Source organism: Actinophytocola sp. KF-1, assembly GCF_054661535.1.
The window spans coordinates 157118-175197 of record NZ_BAAFVK010000004.1 but is presented as its reverse complement, the minus strand read 5'-3'; the positions used below and the strand labels follow the sequence as shown (position 1 = coordinate 175197).

The following is an 18080-nucleotide window of genomic DNA, read 5'->3' as shown; positions in this document are numbered from 1 at the left end:
TTCCTCCTGCGTGGTCGCGGCGCTCGCATTCGCACATCTCTCCGCCCAGCTGGTTGGCGCCGGCACGGTTGCCACTGTCACACAGCACTCGTCATGCCGCGCTCGCGGTGGTGTGGTAAGCGACGGGGTCACGCGGAACCGGTTGCGACGCCTGCTGTCGGTCTCACGTCGACGGGAACAGATGTCTCAGGAGCGCCACGACTTTCGGCGCCGCGTCGCGGAGCCGGTCCGCCTCGTCCTTGATCAGCGCCGCCGACACCAGCGCGCTGATGCCGCCGACGACGATGCGGCACGCGAACGCCGGATCGGGCAGCGCCCGCCATTCCGGCGACCCGGCGAACGCGGCGACCACCAGGTCCACGAAGCGTTCCTGCACCTCGACCCGCTTGCGCTGCGCGGGAATCCCCGCCGCGTAGGACTCCACGAAGAACACCCGCGCGAACGGCACCTGCTCGGCGAGCGTCGTGAAGTAGGTGGTGAGCACGCGTTCCAGACGGGGGAGTGCCGGCTCGGACGCGGCGCCCGCGTCGGCGGCGAGCGTCGCGGCCAGCAGGCGCGCGGACTCGTCGAGCACCGCGAGGAAGCAGTCCTCCTTGCCGGAGAAGTGCTGGTAGAACGTCTCGCGGGAGATGTGGACCCGCTTGAGCACGTGCGCGACCGTGGTGCGCGGGTAGCCGTGCTCGCCGACCGCCTCGGCCATGCCCAGCAGCAGCCGCGCGCGCTGCGCGTCGCGGACCTCGTCCCTGGTCAGCCCGTGCCTGCCCCTCGGCAGCGGCGCGTGGCTCACCTCGGCTCGTCCGGCGGGACCCGCAGCGTGCCGAGGACGGTGGCCAGCAGATCGTAGTGGGTCACGAGCAGGCAGAACTCCAGACACTCTACTTCGGACAGCTCGGCCCGCAGCGCCGTCCACCGCGCGTCGTCGAGGTCGCGGTCGCGGACCAGGCCGTCGGTGGCCGCGATCAGCACGCCGTCGCGGCCGTCCCAGCCGGCGCCGGTGTCCTGCACGCGCTCGATCTCGTCGGCGGTGAGCCCGGCGGACCGGGCGATCCGCGTGTGCTGCCGCAGTTCGTACGCGCTCCCGCGCAGCGCGGCCACGCGGAGGATGACCAGTTCGGTGTCCCTGCGCGGCAGCCTGCCGCCCGGCATGAGCGCGCTCGCGAACAGCAGCCACCGGCGGAAGAGCCTGCGGTTGCGGCCCAGCACGGTGAACACCGCGGGCGGTGCCGTCCCGGTGCGCAACCCCGCCAGCCGCGAGAACGTCCACCCGAACCAGCCCAGCTGGCGGCGGGTGCCGGGGGCGATGCGCGGCGCGGTCATCCCGGCTGCTCCGTGGTGAACCCGACGTCCTCGGTGGCCGCGATCGCCAGCGCCTCCCGCAGCCGTGGCCCCCGCGCGCGCAGGGCGATCGCGCGCTGGGCGGGCATGCGTGCCATCAGGACCGGCCACGTCCACCTCGGCGCGCAGATCCGCGCGGCCCGCCTGCGGATGCCGCGCTCGAGCGCGTCGATCGCGACCGGCAGCGGGGTGACCGGGCTGAGCGTGCGGTGCCCGCCGAAGAACGCGGCGGCGGCCTTGGTGCCGAAGCCGCGCGTGGTCATGTCCGTTGCCAGCTCGGCGAAGTAGGCGACACCGGCCCGCGCGCCGGTCGGCGCCAGCTCGAGCCGCGCGGTGTCGCCGAGCGCCTCGACCGCCGCCTTCGACGCGCTGTAGGCGCCGAGCAGGGGCAGGTGCACGGCTGCGGCCAGTGAGGACACGGCGAGCACGTACCCGCCGGGGTGGGCGACGTGCCGGGCCGCGGCCTGGATCGTGTGGCACACGCCGAACGTGTTGACGCGCAACGTGGTCGCGAGCACCTCGGGGTCGCCGTGCAGCACCGACCACTGCCTGGCGATGCCCGCGTTCGCGACGACCACGTCCAGCCCGCCGAGCCGTGCCGCGAGTTCGTCGACGGCCGCGTGCACCGCGGCGGCGTCGCCGACGTCGCACTCCCGCCACGGCGCGTCGCCGCAGTCGCGCGCGACCGCGGCCAGCCCGTCCGGTTCGAGCCCGGCGAGCGCGACCCGCGCGCCGCGTTCGTGCAGCCTGCGGGCCAGTGCCGCGCCGATGCCGCGTGCGGCGCCGGTGACGAGCACGCGGCGCCCGGTCAGTGTCCTCCCGCGCCTCATGCGGCCACCGTAGCAGGTTTGCGAACATCGGTGTTCACAAAGATTCCGCCGTCGGGGCAAGGGATTCCCATCTGCGAAATCCCTGGTCAACTGCTCCATTCGGCCGCTTCTGGGCGGAAAATTTCGTGCGACTCTTCCTTCAAGTCGGGGAAGGGATCAACTCGTGCACATCGCTCGCATGAGGCGATGGCCGCTGCTCGCGTCCGTGGTGGGCGCCGCGCTGGCCGTGGCCCTGGTACAGGTTCCGTCCGGTGCGGCCGCTGCCGCGCCACTCACCGTCGCACAGGCGATCGGTCAGCAGACCGGCGCGCAGGCGACCGTCCGCGGCTACGTGGTCGGACAGCCGACGGCGACCAACACCGTTGTCACGTCGGGCTTTCCGTCCGACTACGCCATCGCGCTCGCCGACAGTCCAGGTGAGACCAGCACGGCGCGGATGGTGTACGTCCAGGTGTCCAGCGCGTTCCGCGCGGACTACGGGCTGATGTCCAATCCGGACGTGATGGGCGACCGCCTCGACGTCACCGGCGTGCTCGCGGCGTACTTCTCCCACCCGGGGCTGAAGTCCCCGACCGCGATCACCCCCGCGGACGGCACGACCCCGCCGCCCGGTGGCGGTGACGGCGGCTACGACGAGACCTACTACCGGTCCGCGATCGGCCTCACCGGCGCCGCGCTGAAGTCCGAACTGCACGCCATCATCAGCACCGGCACGAAGCTGTCCTACGACCAGGTCTGGGACGCGCTCAAGGTCACCGACCAGGACCCGGCGAACGCCAACAACGTGATCCTGCTGTACTCCGGCCGCTCCCAGTCGAAGACCACCAACGGCGGCGACGCGAACGACTGGAACCGCGAGCACGTCTGGGCCAAGTCCCACGGCGACTTCGGCACCGCGACCGGCCCCGGCACCGACGTCCACCACCTGCGCCCGGAGGACGTGACCGTCAACAGCGTGCGCGGCAACAAGGACTTCGACAACGGGGGCTCGCCCGTCAGCGAGGCCCCGGACAGCTACACCGACGCCGACTCGTTCGAACCCCGCGACGCCGTCAAGGGCGACGTGGCACGGATGATCTTCTACATGGCCGTCCGCTACGAGGGCGACGACGGCTTCGCGAACCTGGAGATGAACGACTCGGTCGGCAACGGCACGGCCCCGTACATGGGCCGGTTGCCGGTGCTGCTGTCGTGGCACGCCGCGGACCCGCCGGACGCGTTCGAGAAGCGCCGCAACCAGGTGATCTACGACCAGTTCCAGCACAACCGCAACCCGTTCGTCGACCACCCGGAATGGGCGCAGGCCATCTGGAACTGAGGGTCGTGGCCGTGCCCTCCCCGGTGGGCGGCGTACTCTTGGTACGCGCCAGTACCACCGGGGAGGGAGCGAACGTGACGCTCGCGGGACGGGTCGAGAACGTGGTCAAGCCGGTCGTCCGGTGGGGGCTCATGCACGGGCTCCCGCGGGCGGCGCTCCTGGCGGCGGCGCGCAAGGGCGACCTCCAGGCCCGCCTGTTCGCGGCCTCGGCGTCCGGGTCCACGGCCGACCTCGACGGGCTCTTCGCCGAGATCCGGGCGCACGGGCGGCTGCACAAGGGCGCCTTCTCCTACCTCACCGCGAGCCACGCCACCGTCAAGCAGGTCCTGACCGGCAACGACTTCCGCAGTGGGATCGCGCCCGACTCGAACCGGCTGCCCGGGCGGCTGGCGGGCTGGTCGGCGGTCGAGTTCATCCACCCGGTGGCGCCGCCGTCGTTGCTGGTGACCGAGCCGCCGGACCACACCCGCTACCGCAAGCTCGTCACCCGCGTGTTCACCGTGCGCGCGGTGGAGGAACTGCGCGGGCGGGTCGAGGCCATCGCCAACGAGCTGCTCGACGCGATCGACCCGGCCGAGCCTACGGACCTCGTCGAGACCTACTGCAGCTTGCTGCCGGTCACGGTCATCGCCGAGATCCTCGGGGTGCCCGCGGCCGAGCGGGAGCGCGTGCTGCGGCTGGGCGCCGCGGCCGCGCCGAGCCTCGACATGGGGCTGCCGTGGCGGCAGTTCCGCGCGGTCGAGGCCGCGCTCGCCGCGTTCGACGCCTGGCTCACCGGGCACCTCGCCCACCTGCGCACCCACCCCGGCGACGACCTGCTCAGCAAGCTCGTCGCCGCCCGCGAGGACGGCGTCGGCCTCAACGACCTCGAGTTGCGGGCCACGGCGGGCCTCGTGCTCGCCGCCGGGTTCGAGACCACCGTGAACCTGCTCGGCAACGGCGTCGCCCTGCTCCACGACCACCCCGGCCAGCTGGAGGTGCTCGCGGCCGACCCGTCGGGGTGGCCGAACGCGGTCGACGAGATCCTGCGGCTCGACCCGCCGGTGCTGCTGACCGGGCGGACCTGCCTGCGGGACACCGAGGTCGCCGGGGAGGCGGTGCCGAAGGGCGCCCTGGTCACCACGGTCCTCGCCGCCGCGAACCGCGACCCCGAGGTGTTCGCCGACCCCACCCGGTTCGACGTGCGCCGCGACAACGCCCGCGAGCACATCGCCTTCTCCGCGGGCCGGCACTACTGCCTCGGCGCCGCGCTCGCCCGCATGGAGGGCGAGGTCGGGCTGCGGACGCTGTTCGCGCGGCACCCGAAGCTGCGCCGCCTGCCCGGCGCGACCCGCCGCGGCACCCGCATCCTGCGCGGCTTCGAGCGGCTGCCGGTGCGCCTCGACGGCTGAGCCGGGTCGCTCCGGCCGCGCCCATCCCGCACACAGCACGACGTCGCGGTCGCCGACGCCTGCCCGCGAACCGGTCGCGCACGCCTTGACGCAACCGACTGGTTGCAATAGTGTGGCAACCGTTGGGTTGCTACACGATGGAGGCATGGACAATGGCTTTCCCGGACCGGATCGAGCGCGTGGTCGAGCTGAAGCAGCCGCGCGAGAGGGTGTGGGCCGCGCTCACCACGGCGGAGGGCCTGGCCGCGTGGTTCGGCAACCAGGCGGCGATCGACCTGCGCCCGGGCGGCGCGGCGTCGATGAGCTGGGACAGCGGGGACAAGGCGAGCATGCGGGTGGAACGGGTCGAGGAGCCCGCGGTGTTCGGCTTCACCTGGCACATCTACGGCCTGCCCGAGGACGACCCGCGCCGCACGTACGTCGAGTTCACGCTGGAGCCACTCGGCGCGGGCACCCGGCTGACCGTCGTCGAGTCCGGGTTCGCGCAGCTGCCGGACGACGCGCACGAGCAGGCGTTCAACGGCAACACCCGCGGCTGGCAGAGCGAGCTGGACGAGCTGGTCGCCTACCTCGACGCCGCCTGAGATGTCCGACATGGAGGCGGTCGCCGAGCAGGTCTTCGTCGCGCTGGCCGACCCGACGCGGCGGACCATCCTGTCCGCGCTCGCGGCGGGCGGCCCGGCCACGGCCACCGACCTCGCAACGCGCCTCCCGATCACGCGCCAGGCGATCGCCAAACACCTCAACCTGCTGACCGAGGCCGGTCTCGTCACGGCCGAGCCGGGGGAGCGGCGCCGCGTCCGCTACCGGCTGCGCTCCGCGCCGATGCAGGTGGCGCAGCAGTACCTGGCCGCCCTGGCCCGTGACTGGGACGGCCGCCTCGACGCACTTCGCAAACACCTGGAGGGACCATGAGCTACACGACCACGATCACCGTCGACCGGAGTCCGGCCGAGGTCTTCGCCGCCGTCACGAACGTGCGTGGCTGGTGGTCGGAGGAGATCGAGGGCGGCACCGCGGCCGTCGGCGACGAGTTCGACTACCACATGCGCGACCTGCACCGCTGCCGGATCCGGGTGACCGAGGTGGTGCCGGACCGCAAGGTGGCGTGGCTGGTGCTCGACAACCACTTCGGCTTCACCACCGACAAGACCGAGTGGATCGGCACCACGGTCACGTTCGAGATCACCGCGACCGACGGCGGCACCGAGCTGCGCTTCACCCACCACGGGCTGGTGTCGGAGTACGAGTGCTACGACATCTGCGTCAACGCGTGGGGCTTCTACGTCGGCACCAGCCTGCCGGAGCTGATCACCACCGGGGTGGGCAGGCCCAACGCGAACGGCAACCACCAGGTGCCGGAGAAGGCGGTGACGCGGTGAGGACGCCACCGGTGGTCTCCGCGGAGGAATGGCAGGCCGAGTGGGAACGGTTGCTGGTCAAGGAGAAGGAGCTGACCCGCGCCCGTGACGCGATGGCCGCGGCCCGGCGGCGGATGCCGTGGGTGGCGGTGGCGAAGGAGTACGCCTTCGACGGGCCGTCCGGCCGGGTGACCCTCCTGGACCTGTTCGCGGGCAGGCGGCAGCTCGTCGTGTACCGCGCGTTCCTGGAGCCGGGCGTCCACGGCTGGCCGGACCACGCGTGCAAGGGCTGCTCGCTGGTGGCCGACCAGGTCGCCGACGTCCGCCACCTGAACGCCCGCGACACCACGCTCGTGTTCGCGTCGCGCGCACCGCAGCCGGACATCGACCGCGTGAAGGCCCGCATGGGCTGGACGATGCCCTGGTACACGATCCTCGACGAGTTCGACGCGGACTTCGGGGTCGCCGAGTACCACGGCACGAACGCCTTCGTCCGCGACGGCGACCGCGTGTACCGCACGTACTTCGTCAACAACCGCGGCGACGAGGCGATGGGCAGCACGTGGTCCTACCTGGACATCACGGCCTTCGGCAGGCAGGAGGCGTGGGAGGACTCCCCGGAGGGCTACCCGCAGACCCCGCCATACGAGTGGTGGAACTGGCATGACGCGTACTGATCGCGCCGGCCGACCACGACTCCGTGATCAGGAGCCAAGAAGGACAACGAGGCCGGAGGCCACGCCGCGACAGCAGCGTGGCCTCCGGCCCCCGGAATCCAGCCTACGTCGACCACCGACAACCCGGCCGAGTCGAGCGCCCTCGTGCCCGCCATGGGCAACCGCTTGCGTCCAGCACCTCGCCGGTACTTGCACCGAGACGGACGCCGACGTGTGTGCGTCGCCGAGCCCGGACGAGGACACCGAACCGCCTTCGGATAACAGTCCACAGTAGACGATCGGATGGTCGTCGCGCGCCGGGGTGATGGCCGCCCGGCCTGTCGGGTGGCGTGCTTGAATCGACGCCGTGCGTCTCGTTGTCGCAGGCATCCACGCCCACCGGGTGTCGTTCGTCGCCGACACCAAGGTGCTGTCCAGCGACGGTGCGGGGCGGATCCAGGCTGGCGATTCTGCGTGGTGACCTGGCTGTCGGCGTGACCGGTGACATGCCCCGCTACGTGCTCTCGCAGCTCGTCGCGCGCCGCGCCGCCCCGGTGCCGGACCTCCTGGACTGGATGACCACCATCCCCTACGCCGGGTTCGTCATCGCCGGCCTCGATCCCGCGCCGCAACTGTGGAAGGTCGGTGACGGGCGGGTTGAGGACCGGACGTCGGTCGGGCGGGCCAGGGCTGGGGACAGCGCTTCGTATGAACACTTCCAGGCCCGCTGGCGCTCCTCTTCCGGCATGAGGAACCCTGGCAGCCCGTCACGATCACGGCCCGGTCGGTTGGCGAGGTCATCGACCGGGCGGCGGACCACCACCAAGCGCTGTCCAACTCCGCGCATGGGCTCCCGCCCGAATGGCGAGACCTCCTGGCCGAGTCGTCACCCTGACTTGCGCGTGCTCGGAGGTCACAGATACGTCACCACATGATAGACAGCGCAGCGGCGGCCACCGACAGGAACGCCGACCACGAGCCGCGTTGTCCGAAGAGCCGTCAGTTGTACGGCATCGCCGGGAACCAGCCGAACCCGAAGATCGACGGCACGCGCACGTCCCAGTACACGACCGTGAACACGCCGAGCGCGAGCAGCAACGTCCCGCTGACCAGGCTCATCCGCCGAGGCGAGCCCGCCAGCCACGTCAGGAACCGCCCGCGGGTGCCCACGATCAGCAGCGCGAACAACACCGTCACGATCGCGATGTTCCCGAGCGACTGCAACGCGAACGTCGCCGCCCCGTACAGCGGGTTGCCGGTGTCCGCGGCCCAGTGGAACAGCTTCACGAACATCGGGTACGGCCGCCCGATGAGGAACGCCCCCACCAGCGCGCCGAGGAACACCACCCGCGCGGTCGGCCTGCTCGCGAACACGTCCCGCACCACCCCGAGCGCCGCCAAGCCCAGGTACGCCAGCGCGATCCCGACGAGCCCGAACACCACCGACGACTGGATCAACCGCACCGGCATCGCACCGACCACGGCCGTCGACAGCTGCGGCAGCGAGTCGCCGAGCAGCACCCCGACGAACCCGTACCCGGCCGACACCGTCACCATCCCCGCCGTGAACGCGCCCAGCGGCCGCAGCAACGCCCGCAGCGTGTCCGCGCGCTGCCCCTGACCGGCCTGGCTCATCGGCCCGATCGACGCGGCCATCGCGATGTTGCACGCGGTGAACGTGCCCGCGAACCCCGACACGAACGCGAACAGCAAGCCGGCGCCGGTCCCGACGATGGGCGTCGCCTTCGCCTCGTGGCCCAGCAGGGTGTTCGCCACGTTGTCGCCGATCACGCTGTCCACGAACTCGTACGACCACAGGACGGCGAGCAGGATGCCCGCCACCACGCTCGCCGCCACGGCGGCGCCGTTGCGGGTCCGCTGACCGGGTTCGGTCACCACGTCGGTCATGGGCGTCTCCACCTCCGGCTGGACTGGTGCTTCCCCTTCGAGCCTCGACGGGTGCGGCCGCGTCCACAATCGGCCGAACAGCGCCAATCCAGCGGTCATCCAGCCGCGCTCCAGACCGCGCGCGCCGATCAGTCCTTTGTGGAGAGAAGGCTGCGGACGAGCGCCACCGTCCGCTCCTCGGTCACGGACGCGCCCCGGGAACGGGCCAGGTCGGTGACCACGTTCAGCGCCGCGTGCACCCGGAACCGGACCGCGGCTGGCGGTTCCGTGCCGTCCACTTCGGACACCAGGCTGACCCAGGTGTCGACGTGCCGCCGCTGCGCGACCCGCAGCCGGTGGCGGTCGGCCGCGGGCAGGTTCTCGCTCTCGGAGACGTACACGGCGGTGAGGTCGGCGCCGTCGAACGTGATCCGCACGTACGTCTCGACCAGCCGCCGCAGCGCCTGCGCCGGCGTGCCCGCGTCGACGAGTGCCTCGGCGGTGGCGAGTTCGAGGCGGCTCGTCGCGCGGTAGTAGGCGGCGGCGAGCAGGTCGGCCTTGCCCGCGAAGTGCGTGTACACGCTGGAGGCGTTGATGCCGGCCGCCTCGCCGATGTCGGCGATGCCCACCTCGTGGTACCCGCGTTCGCGGAACAGCCGGACCGCCTCGGCCAGCAGGCGTTCGCGGCGGGGGAGCAGCGCGAGCCGCGCCGGGTCGTGGTCGCGGGGGCCCTGCCCGCGCGGCTCGGGCAGGTCGGCGGCGAGCACGGCCCGGACGCACGCGGTGATGACGCGTTCCGCCGCCGCCCTCGACAGGCTCGCCCGGTGCGTCGCCGGGCTCGCGATCACGCTCAGCGCGGCCGTCACGAGCGTCGCCGCGTCGCGTTTGGACAGTGCGGGCCGGAGGTCGACCAGCTGGTCGCGCAGCCCGTGCACCGCCGCGTCGAACCGCTCCGCCACCCTCGGTCGCGCCTCGGCGGACAGGTGGCGGCCCTCCCACTGGTAGAGCCGCGCCACCGACCGGTGGTCGAGCGTGTACCGCACGAGCGCGGCCATCGCGGCGTCCAGCCCGTCGGCCGCGGCCACTGTCTCGGCGAACGTGTTGCCCAGCTCCTCGGCCGCCGCGGCGAGGATGGCCTGCTTGGTCGGGAAGTGCCGGTAGATCGCCGGGCCGGTGATGCCGACCGCCTTCGCGATGTCCTCGACGCCGACATTGTGGAATCCCCGGGCGCAGAACAGCTCGGCCGCGGTGAGCGCGATGGTCGCCTTGCGGTCCTTCGGCCGTCGGCGCTGGCTGGGCTGCATGCCGAGAGTGTAGCGGCAGGTCGGCGAGGGGGATTGTCCAACGCGCCCATCACCTGCCAAGATGGCGCAGTAAGTTAGTCGCGATTCGGCAGGAGCAACGATGGTCACGGCCGATGAGGTACAGGCTGCGCTGGGTTCGTGGACGGTCACCCGGTTGCTGCGGCGCAACGCCGCGGTGCACGGCGACCGGCCCGCGCTGACCGGCGCCGACGGGCGCACGATGACCTGGCGGGAGCTGGGGGAGGAGGTGCTCGCCGTCGCGGGCGGTTTGTCCGCGCTCGGGCTGCGGCGCGGCGACCGCATGCTCATCGCCATGTCCAGCCGCCCGGAGCACTGGGTCGTCGACTTCGCGGCCGTCGAGCTGGGCGCCATCCCGTGCACGACGTACGCGACGCTGAGCCCCGAGCAGATCCGGCAGGTCGCCCTGCACAGCGCGGCGACCGTCGTGGTGCTCGAGGGCGCGGCCGAGCTGACGCGCTGGGGACCCGCGCTCGCCGAGATGCCGGGCCTCAAGGGTGTCGTGGTGGTCGACGAGGCCGCGGGCACGCACACCCGGTACGCCGACCTGCGCACGTCCGGGCACGACGCGGCGCTGACCGAGGCAGCGCAGGACGACCCGGTCGCGATGATCTACACGTCGGGCACCACCGGCGACCCGAAGGGCGTCGTGCTGTCCCACCGCAACGTGCTCTACCAGTGCGCACTGCAGGAGCTGGTGCAGCCGACGCCCGACCATCCGAGGACGGTCGCGTACCTGCCGCTCGCACACATCGCGGAACGGGTGCTGGGCATGTACCTGCCGGTGTACGCCGCGGGGCACGTCACGATCTGCGCGGACCCGGCGCAGCTGCTGCCCACCTTGAACAGCGTGCGCCCGCAGGGTTTCTTCGGCGTGCCGCGGGTGTGGGAGAAGATGGCGGCGGGCGTCCAGCACATCCTGTCGACCATGGACGACGAACGCCGCGCGGTGATCGACCGGGCTCGTGAGCTGGCCGCCGAGGCCTACCGCGTCCGCGCCACCGGCGGTGAGCTCCCCGACGAGACGGCGACGGCGTTCGCGGAGGCCGACCGGGTGGTGCTGCGCCCGTTGCGGGAACGGCTCGGGCTCGCGGAGGCGGTCCGGCTCGGCAGCGGCGCGGCGCCGATCCCGGCGCAGGTGCTGGAGTTCTTCGGCAGCCTCGGCATGCCGATCATGGAGGTCTGGGGCCTCTCGGAGACCACGGGCGCCGCCACGAGCACGTTCTCCGACCGCTACCGCGCGGGCACGGTCGGCCTGCCGATGCCGGGCATGGAGGTCCGGCTGGCGGCGGACGGGGAGATCGAGGTGCGCGGCCCGCTGGTGTTCCTCGGCTACCTGCAGGAGGACGGCCGCATCGAGCCCGCGACCGACGAGAACGGCTGGCTGCCGACGGGTGACATCGGCACCGTCGACGACGACGGGATGCTGCGGATCACCGACCGCAAGAAGGAACTGATCATCACCGCGAGCGGCAAGAACATCGCGCCGAGCAAGGTCGAGTCGCTGCTGCGGGCGCACCCGCTGATCGGCTACGCGGTGGTGGTCGGCGACCGTCGCCCGTACCTGACCGCGGTGCTCGTGCTGGACGAGGAGGCCGCCCCGGCGTGGGCCGGTGCGCACGGCCTGTCCACTGTGGAGCTGAAGGACCTGGCGGCGGAACCGGGGGTGCGCGCGGAGATCGCGGCGGCGGTCGAGCGGGCCAACGCGGCGCTGTCGAGGCCGGAGCAGGTGAAGGCGTTCCGCGTGCTCGACCGCGCGTGGGGCCCGGAGAGCGGGGAGCTGACCCCGACGCTCAAGCTGCGGCGGCGGGTGATCGAACAGCGCTACGCCGACGTGATCGAGGAACTCTACGCGGGAGGACATGCGTGACCCTGACCGACGAACGCCGTGACTTCGTGGCGGCCATCGACGATTTCTGCCGTCGCGAGGTGGGCACCCGGGAGCAGTGGCGCACGCTGACCGACGGCGGAGAGAACCCGCACAACGCGGAGCTGTACCGGAAGATGGCCGACCTCGGCTGGCTGGGCGTCGCGGTGCCCGAGGAGTACGGCGGCGCCGGCCAGGGCATGGTGGACCTGGTCCTGTTCCTGGAGCACACGGCCTACTGGCAGGCCCCGATCGGCGGCTTCGCCACGTCGGCGATCACCGCGGCGTCGTACGAGAAGTTCGGCAGCGAGGACCAGAAGCGCCAGGTGCTGGGGGACTTCCTGGCAGGCAGGGTCCTCGCGGTGTCGATGTCCGAACCGGACGCCGGCTCGGACGTGGGTGCGCTGACGTGCAAGGCGTCCCGCACCGACGGCGGCTGGGTGCTCAACGGCCAGAAGACGTGGTGCTCCAACGCCCACATCGCCGACCACGTCCTGGTGGTCGCCCGCACGTCCAGCACCGGGAGCAAACACGAGGGCATGACCATGTTCTCCGTGCCCGCCGGTGCGGAAGGCCTCGCCATCCACGGCATCGACACGATGGGCGGCCGCGAGGTCAACGATCTCTACTTCACGGACTGCTTCCTCCCGGACGACGCCGTCGTCGGGGCGGTGGACCAGGCGTGGCGCCAGCTGATGGCGGGCCTGAACCTGGAACGCATGATCCTCGCGGCGCTGATGCTGGGCACGGCCCGCAGGGCGTTCGACGACACGGTCGGGTACGTCAAGGAACGCAAGCAGTTCGGCCGCCCGGTGGGCACGTTCCAGGCGTTGCGGCACCGGCTGGCCGACCACGCGACGGAACTGGAGTGCGTGCGGCTGCTGGTGCACGACGTGGCTCGCCGCATCGACGAGAACCCGGGCGAGCTCCTGCCGAGGGAGGCGTCCATGGCGAAGCTGAAGGCGACGGAGTTCGCGAAGACGATGGCGCTGGACGGGATGCAGATGCTGGGTGGTTACGGGTACGCCACCGAGTACGGCATGGAACGCCTGCTGCGCGCCACGGTGGTGTCCACGGTGTACGGCGGCACGAGCGAGATCCAGCGCGACATCATCGGCAAGACGTACGGCCTGTGACCCGCACCCACTCGATGTCCCGGAACGTCACATCCAGCGCCCCCTGCCCGTACACCAGGAACGGGGTGTTCACCGCCGAGGCGTCGAGTCCGGCCTCGACGAAACACCGCACCGGGATCGTCACCCGGACCTGCTCGCCGACCGGCAAGTCCCCGGGCATCGGCACCTCGCCCCCGCACGGATACCGGCAGTGCGCCGCCACCGACACCGCACCTCCTGCCGAGGAGTGCACCAGGACGTCGAACCGCAACGCTCCGTCGTCCACATAGGACGAAAGATCGACCGCCTGCACCGACTGCAGGTAGACCTGCCCGGCCGCGGCGCCGCTCCACGTGACCCGCAACCCGTCCGACACCTCGGCCGCGATCGCCGTGTGCGCGGCCCGCCCGCCCAGCACCTCGGTGCCGTCCCACTTCTCCGGCGACGCGACGTACGCGCGGTACGGCCCCACGACGTCGTCGTCGAACACCACCAGCGACCCCGGCCGCGCATCGGCGACCGCGTGGCCGTCGTCCGGGCTGAACACCACGAACGCCGCCACCAGCATCGCCACCAGGCCGGCCACCGCCGCCGTCGCCGGCATCATCCACCGGCGCCGGGGTGCGGGGACCGGCGCAGGAGCGGGCGCCGTCGCGACCCACCGTGGGACCGGAGCGGGAACAGGCGCTGCCGCCGGTGTCTTCGCCGCGCCGAGGGCCACCGTGTGCTTCGGGTGCTGCGACACGCGCACCGGCCTGCCGAACTCCGCGTGCACCGACCGCGCGACCAACGGGATCCGCGACGAGCCACCCGCGAGCAGCACCGCCGACAGGTCGTCCGCGCGCAGCCCCGCCGACTCGACCGTGCGCCGCAGCGCGTCCAGCGTCAGCGCCACCGACGGGCGGATGGCGTCGTCGAACTCCCGCCGCGTGACGGTCACCTCGCGGAACCCGGACGGCAGCGGCACGGCCACGGTCACGTCGGGTTCGGTCGACAGCTCGACCTTCGTCCGCACGCACAACGCGTGGATCGCCGCCAGCGCGCCCGCCGCGGCCGGGTCGGCCGGGTCCAGCCCGCTGATCGCGCCGTCCAGCCGCTCGTCGAGGTGCGCCAGCAGCGCGTCGTCGAAGTCCATGCCGCCCAGGTGCTCGACGCCCTCGGGCGTGCCGAGGATCTCCATCGCGCCGCCGCGCATCCGCAGCACCGTCGTGTCCAGTGTGCCGCCGCCCAGGTCGTAGACCGCCACGACCTCACCGTCGCCGAGCGTGCGTTCGCGGCCGTGGTGCCGCGCGGCGGCCTCGGGTTCGGTGATCAGTTCGTGCTCGCCGACCCCGGCCAGCCTGGGCACCTCGGCGAACTGCTCCCGCCGGTACGGACCCCAGATCGCCGGGCACGTCAGCACGACCGACGCTGGTGCCGCGCCCATCGCCATCGTCACCTGGTCCAGCACGTCTCGCAGCTGCGCGGCCATCAGCGCGGCGGGGGAGTACGCGGCGCCACCGAGCACCAGCGGTGTCGGGTCGCCGAGCCTGCGCTTGAACCCGCGCACGAGCCGCGCCGGGTCGTCCGCCGCGGCGCGGAGCGCGGCGTTGCCGGTCAGCAGTGTTCCGTCGGGGGTGCGGCACGCGACCGCGGGCACGACGATGTCCTGCGACAACGCCACCATCCGCGTCCCGTCATCGCCGTCGACGGCGGCCGCGGTGAACGTGGTGCCCAGGTCGATACCCACCGCGTACCGCACGACACCTCCCTGTGATCGCCCCAGGTCATCAAAACAAACCAAAGCAAGCAAAGTCAATCTCACATAATCGCAGATCGATTACCGCACGGGGCAACACACGCTGTGTCAGAGGGCGCGCTCGAAGCAGACCGACAGCGTCGAGCCCGCGTAGCTGCCGAACAGCGGGATCTCGTGGTAGCCCTCGCGCCGGTAGAACCGCTGCGCGTCGGGTTGTTCGGTGCCGGTCTCCAGGCGCAGCGTGCGCCAGCCGCGCTCGGCCGCGGCGGACTCCAGTGCGCGCAGCACGCTCGTCGCGACCCCGGACCCGCGCCGGCCGGGGGCCACGTACATCCGCTTGATCTCGGCCGCGCCCGCGTCCAGTCGGCGCAGCGCGCCGCACGCGATGGCCGCGCCGCCCCCCTCGACCGCGACGAGGAAGACGTCCACGTCGGCCGCCGTCGGCGGGGGACCGGGCTCGTGGTCGTCGCTGCCGTAGCGCGCGTCGAGTTCCGCGCGCTGCCGCCGCCGCAGGTCGGCGCCGGCGGGGTCGTCCCACGGTCGTTCCTCGATGCTCCAGTCCGCCACGGGCGCTCCTCTCGTAACATCTGTTACCGTAACAGTTGCTACGAACGACGCCGAGGAGCCGGGACGAGTGTCACGAACGGCCGACCTGCCCGCCCAGCACGAGCGGCTCTCCCGCGCGGTCTGGGACGTCCTCGCCGGACAGGGGCTCGAACGCCTCACCATCCGCGCGGTCGCCGCCGCGGCGGGCTGCACGACGGGCCTCGTCATGCACCGCTTCCCCAACCGCCGCGCGCTGCTCCGGCACGCGAGGCAGCTCCTCCACGAACGCACCCGTGTCCGCGTCGAGGCGCTCGAAGCGGCGGCCGCGACCCCGGGGGACGCCCTGCGCGCCGTGCTCGCGCAGGGCATGGCCCTGGACGAGGAGACCGCAAGGGAAAGCGTCGTGTGGGTCGGGTTCCTGGCCGCCACCGTCGGCGACGAGGAACTCGCCGACCTGCACCACACGAACAACCAGGCCTGGCGGGACCGGATCAGCGGGCTCGTCGCGGCCGTCGCTCCCACGTGGCCGCGACCACGCGTGACGACGACCGCGTTCGCGCTGATCGCGATGGTCGAAGGCGCCGCGGCCCTGGCGTCCGCCGACCCGGCCACCTACCCGCCCGCGGCGCAGGAGGCGATGCTGGACGCCGCCCTGGCCGCCTTCGGGCTGTGACGCTCACTCCGCCGGGCCGGCGTACAGGTACGCGCCGGGCAGCCGCGGGTCCGCGACCAGCCGCACCGCCTCGCCGACCCTCGGGATGCGCAGCTTGGACACCAGCGTCCGCAGCGCGACCCGGCTCTCGTCGGCGAACTGCACGACCAGGTCCACGACCGGGTCGTGGTTGACCAGCTGCCCGGTGTCCTCGATGGACACCACCACGGCAGGCACCGTCGGCACACCGGCGGCGATCATCGCCTGCACGTCGATGCCGTTGTTGAACGCGCCGACCGCGCCCTGCAGGCGGCTGAAGTCCTCGTCGCCGAGGAACGCCTTCGTCACCCGGCCGTAGAACCCCTTGCCGCTCGCCACCTTGTTCGCGATCTCGACGCCGCGCTCTTCCCGGCTCTTGCGGTTCCCGAACAGTCCCATGACATCCCCTTGTCGTCTCGTCTCGTCTCGTCGACGAGGACGACGCTATGGGGACGTCGCGTCAACCGATCACAGCTTTCGCGGTCACGCCTCGGTCAGGCTGCCGTCCGCCAGGTGGTCCTCGACGGACTTCGGCAGCAGGTACGCCGTGCCACCACCGGGCTGGTTGTGCCACGGCACGGTCTGTCCGGACAGCGTGCGCAGCTCGCGCGCCACGCGGTAGCGGCGCGGCCCCTGCTGCTCGCGTTCGGCGCGCAGTGACATGGCGGAGAACTCGGTGCCCGCCGCGAAGGTCAGGTTGCCCGCGGGCTGGCCGTAGCGGACCAGCTCACGGCCCGGCATGAGCACCGCGATGTGCTTGTCGGACAGCAGCGTGAGCGGCGGCTCGCCGGGCAGCGGCTGCACGGGCCAGTCGTTGAGGGCGTGCGCGGTGTTGCGGTCGCCGCCGCCCGCGCGCAGCGTCGACGGGATGATCGACAGCGAGCCGAGCAGGTACGCGCCCGCGTCCCACAGCTGCTTGAACCGCTGCGGGTTGCGCGGCTTGCCCCGCTCGTAGTCGGCGACCTGCCACTCCTCGCCGACCCGCTCGAGGCACAGCGCGCCCTCCGCCGAGTCGAGGATCCGGTAGGCCTGCGGCAGCGCGCCCGCCTCGCTCACCCGGCGTTCGATGATCGCCAGCACCCGGCGGTCGCGGTCGGACAGCTGCCCGGTCTCCTGCGGCACGGCCTGCTGGGGAGCGGCCGCCTGCGCCGCGGCCTGCTGGGGCGCGGCCTGCTGCGGCTGCGGGGCCGGGATCTCGCCGGTGAGCGCGATGTACGCGGCCTCCTTGGCGTCCTGGCCGAGCTGGGGCGGGGTGAACCCGTTCGCGCGGATGTGCGCGACGAGGTCCGCCTCCGGCGGCACACCGTGCTTGGCCAGGTAGTGCGGCACCGACGCGGGCCAGATCCACGTGCCGTCGGTGTGGAACGCGGCGGGCACGTCCGCCGGGCTGTCCGGGACGAACAGGTCCTTGTCGAAGCCGCGGCCACCCATGATCACGTGCGCGGTGTTGAGGTACTCCAGCACGCCGGCGACCTCGTTCTCCGGCACCGGCGGCCGGTTCACGACCGGACGGCCGCTCTGGTCGCGGTAGTCGAAGATGCGCGCGTGCCGGAACCGGCCTGCCACCTCGGCGACCCGCTCCGCGTTCGGCAGGACGGTCTTCATCCAGTCCGCCACGTTGTCCGGCGTCCTGGGGAACATCTCCAGCTCGTCGAGCACGGCCGTGCGGGACGGCGCCTGCGCCCAGCGCGGGTCTTCCTTGTACAGGTAGTTGACCGAGATCTTGATCGGGTACTCGACCACCGTGCTGGCCGCGTACCAGGTGCCGACCTCCTCCTTGTACATGCCCGCCCGCAGCTGCCGGAAGTACTCCAGCAGCTCACGCGGCGCGTCCCACGGCCGCAGCTGACCGTCGATGCCGAGGATGTGCCCGACCAGCTCCTCGTGGTTGCCGACGGCCCGGTACATCACCCTGATCTGGTCCCGGTCGGCCGGCGCGCGCACGACCAGCAGGTCGGCGATCTTCCGCTGCAGGTCGCGCTGTGCCTCGAAACCGAGCGGCGTTGGGCGGGTCATGAAAGGA

At 72.2% G+C, this 18080-nt stretch carries 18 protein-coding genes; 9 read left to right on the top strand and 9 right to left on the bottom strand.

Annotated features, from left to right (window positions below):
• Positions 1-163: 163 nt before the first annotated feature.
• The 3 genes from ACYQ77_RS13900 to ACYQ77_RS13890 are packed head-to-tail and all read right to left on the bottom strand — an operon-like array spanning position 164 to position 2165.
• Positions 164-787: a TetR/AcrR family transcriptional regulator gene (locus ACYQ77_RS13900; RefSeq protein ID WP_459711080.1), complete on the bottom strand. Its 624-nt coding sequence runs from the start codon at positions 785-787 to the stop codon at positions 164-166.
• Positions 784-1317, bottom strand: a complete 534-nt coding sequence (locus ACYQ77_RS13895) for a carboxymuconolactone decarboxylase family protein (protein WP_459711078.1) — start codon at positions 1315-1317, stop codon at positions 784-786. The genes ACYQ77_RS13900 and ACYQ77_RS13895 overlap by 4 nt, the downstream gene beginning before the upstream one ends.
• Positions 1314-2165, bottom strand: a complete 852-nt coding sequence (locus tag ACYQ77_RS13890; RefSeq protein ID WP_459711076.1) for an SDR family NAD(P)-dependent oxidoreductase — start codon at positions 2163-2165, stop codon at positions 1314-1316. The genes ACYQ77_RS13895 and ACYQ77_RS13890 overlap by 4 nt, the downstream gene beginning before the upstream one ends.
• A 178-nt stretch (positions 2166-2343) precedes the next feature.
• Between ACYQ77_RS13890 and ACYQ77_RS13885 the strand changes: the two genes are divergently transcribed.
• From ACYQ77_RS13885 to ACYQ77_RS13860, 6 genes are all read left to right on the top strand, one after another.
• Complete coding sequence (locus ACYQ77_RS13885) at positions 2344-3483, top strand: endonuclease (RefSeq protein WP_459711074.1); 1140 nt, start codon at positions 2344-2346, stop codon at positions 3481-3483.
• Between the two features lie 131 nt (positions 3484-3614).
• Entirely contained in the window at positions 3615-4874 is a 1260-nt protein-coding gene (locus ACYQ77_RS13880) for a cytochrome P450 (RefSeq protein WP_459711915.1), read from the top strand.
• Positions 4875-5026: 152 nt separating this feature from the next.
• On the top strand, positions 5027-5458 hold the full coding sequence (locus tag ACYQ77_RS13875; RefSeq protein ID WP_459711072.1) for an SRPBCC domain-containing protein: 432 nt from the start codon (positions 5027-5029) through the stop codon (positions 5456-5458).
• Position 5459: 1 nt separating this feature from the next.
• Positions 5460-5789 (top strand): ArsR/SmtB family transcription factor, encoded by a 330-nt coding sequence (locus tag ACYQ77_RS13870; RefSeq protein ID WP_459711070.1) that lies wholly within the window; start codon positions 5460-5462, stop codon positions 5787-5789.
• Positions 5786-6256 (top strand): SRPBCC family protein, encoded by a 471-nt coding sequence (locus ACYQ77_RS13865; protein WP_459711068.1) that lies wholly within the window; start codon positions 5786-5788, stop codon positions 6254-6256. Before ACYQ77_RS13870 ends, ACYQ77_RS13865 begins: the two co-directional genes overlap by 4 nt.
• Positions 6253-6912: a DUF899 domain-containing protein gene (locus ACYQ77_RS13860; RefSeq protein WP_459711066.1), complete on the top strand. Its 660-nt coding sequence runs from the start codon at positions 6253-6255 to the stop codon at positions 6910-6912. Before ACYQ77_RS13865 ends, ACYQ77_RS13860 begins: the two co-directional genes overlap by 4 nt.
• A gap of 978 nt (positions 6913-7890) precedes the next feature.
• Here the strand turns inward: ACYQ77_RS13860 and ACYQ77_RS13855 are convergent.
• Positions 7891-8799, bottom strand: coding sequence for a hypothetical protein (locus ACYQ77_RS13855; RefSeq protein ID WP_459711064.1), 909 nt, complete (start codon positions 8797-8799; stop codon positions 7891-7893).
• 128 nt (positions 8800-8927) lie between these two features.
• Entirely contained in the window at positions 8928-10082 is a 1155-nt protein-coding gene (locus tag ACYQ77_RS13850; RefSeq protein WP_459711062.1) for a TetR/AcrR family transcriptional regulator, read from the bottom strand.
• A 100-nt stretch (positions 10083-10182) separates the two neighbouring features.
• Here ACYQ77_RS13850 and ACYQ77_RS13845 point away from each other — a divergent pair, with 100 nt between their 5' ends.
• Both ACYQ77_RS13845 and ACYQ77_RS13840 read left to right on the top strand, forming a co-directional pair.
• Entirely contained in the window at positions 10183-11970 is a 1788-nt protein-coding gene (locus tag ACYQ77_RS13845) for an AMP-dependent synthetase/ligase (protein ID WP_459711060.1), read from the top strand.
• Entirely contained in the window at positions 11967-13103 is a 1137-nt protein-coding gene (locus ACYQ77_RS13840) for an acyl-CoA dehydrogenase family protein (RefSeq protein WP_459711058.1), read from the top strand. Before ACYQ77_RS13845 ends, ACYQ77_RS13840 begins: the two co-directional genes overlap by 4 nt.
• Here the strand turns inward: ACYQ77_RS13840 and ACYQ77_RS13835 are convergent.
• Positions 13078-14823, bottom strand: a complete 1746-nt coding sequence (locus tag ACYQ77_RS13835; protein ID WP_459711056.1) for an Hsp70 family protein — start codon at positions 14821-14823, stop codon at positions 13078-13080. The two genes, ACYQ77_RS13840 and ACYQ77_RS13835, sit on opposite strands and share 26 nt — an antisense overlap.
• A gap of 105 nt (positions 14824-14928) precedes the next feature.
• Entirely contained in the window at positions 14929-15387 is a 459-nt protein-coding gene (locus tag ACYQ77_RS13830) for a GNAT family N-acetyltransferase (protein ID WP_459711054.1), read from the bottom strand.
• A gap of 67 nt (positions 15388-15454) precedes the next feature.
• Between ACYQ77_RS13830 and ACYQ77_RS13825 the strand changes: the two genes are divergently transcribed.
• Complete coding sequence (locus ACYQ77_RS13825) at positions 15455-16039, top strand: TetR/AcrR family transcriptional regulator (protein ID WP_459711053.1); 585 nt, start codon at positions 15455-15457, stop codon at positions 16037-16039.
• Positions 16040-16042: 3 nt separating this feature from the next.
• Here the strand turns inward: ACYQ77_RS13825 and ACYQ77_RS13820 are convergent, their stop codons facing one another.
• Positions 16043-16456, bottom strand: a complete 414-nt coding sequence (locus tag ACYQ77_RS13820) for a hypothetical protein (protein WP_459711051.1) — start codon at positions 16454-16456, stop codon at positions 16043-16045.
• Positions 16457-16540: 84 nt separating this feature from the next.
• Positions 16541-18073 (bottom strand): TNT domain-containing protein, encoded by a 1533-nt coding sequence (locus ACYQ77_RS13815; protein ID WP_459711049.1) that lies wholly within the window; start codon positions 18071-18073, stop codon positions 16541-16543.
• Positions 18074-18080 lie beyond the last annotated feature (7 nt).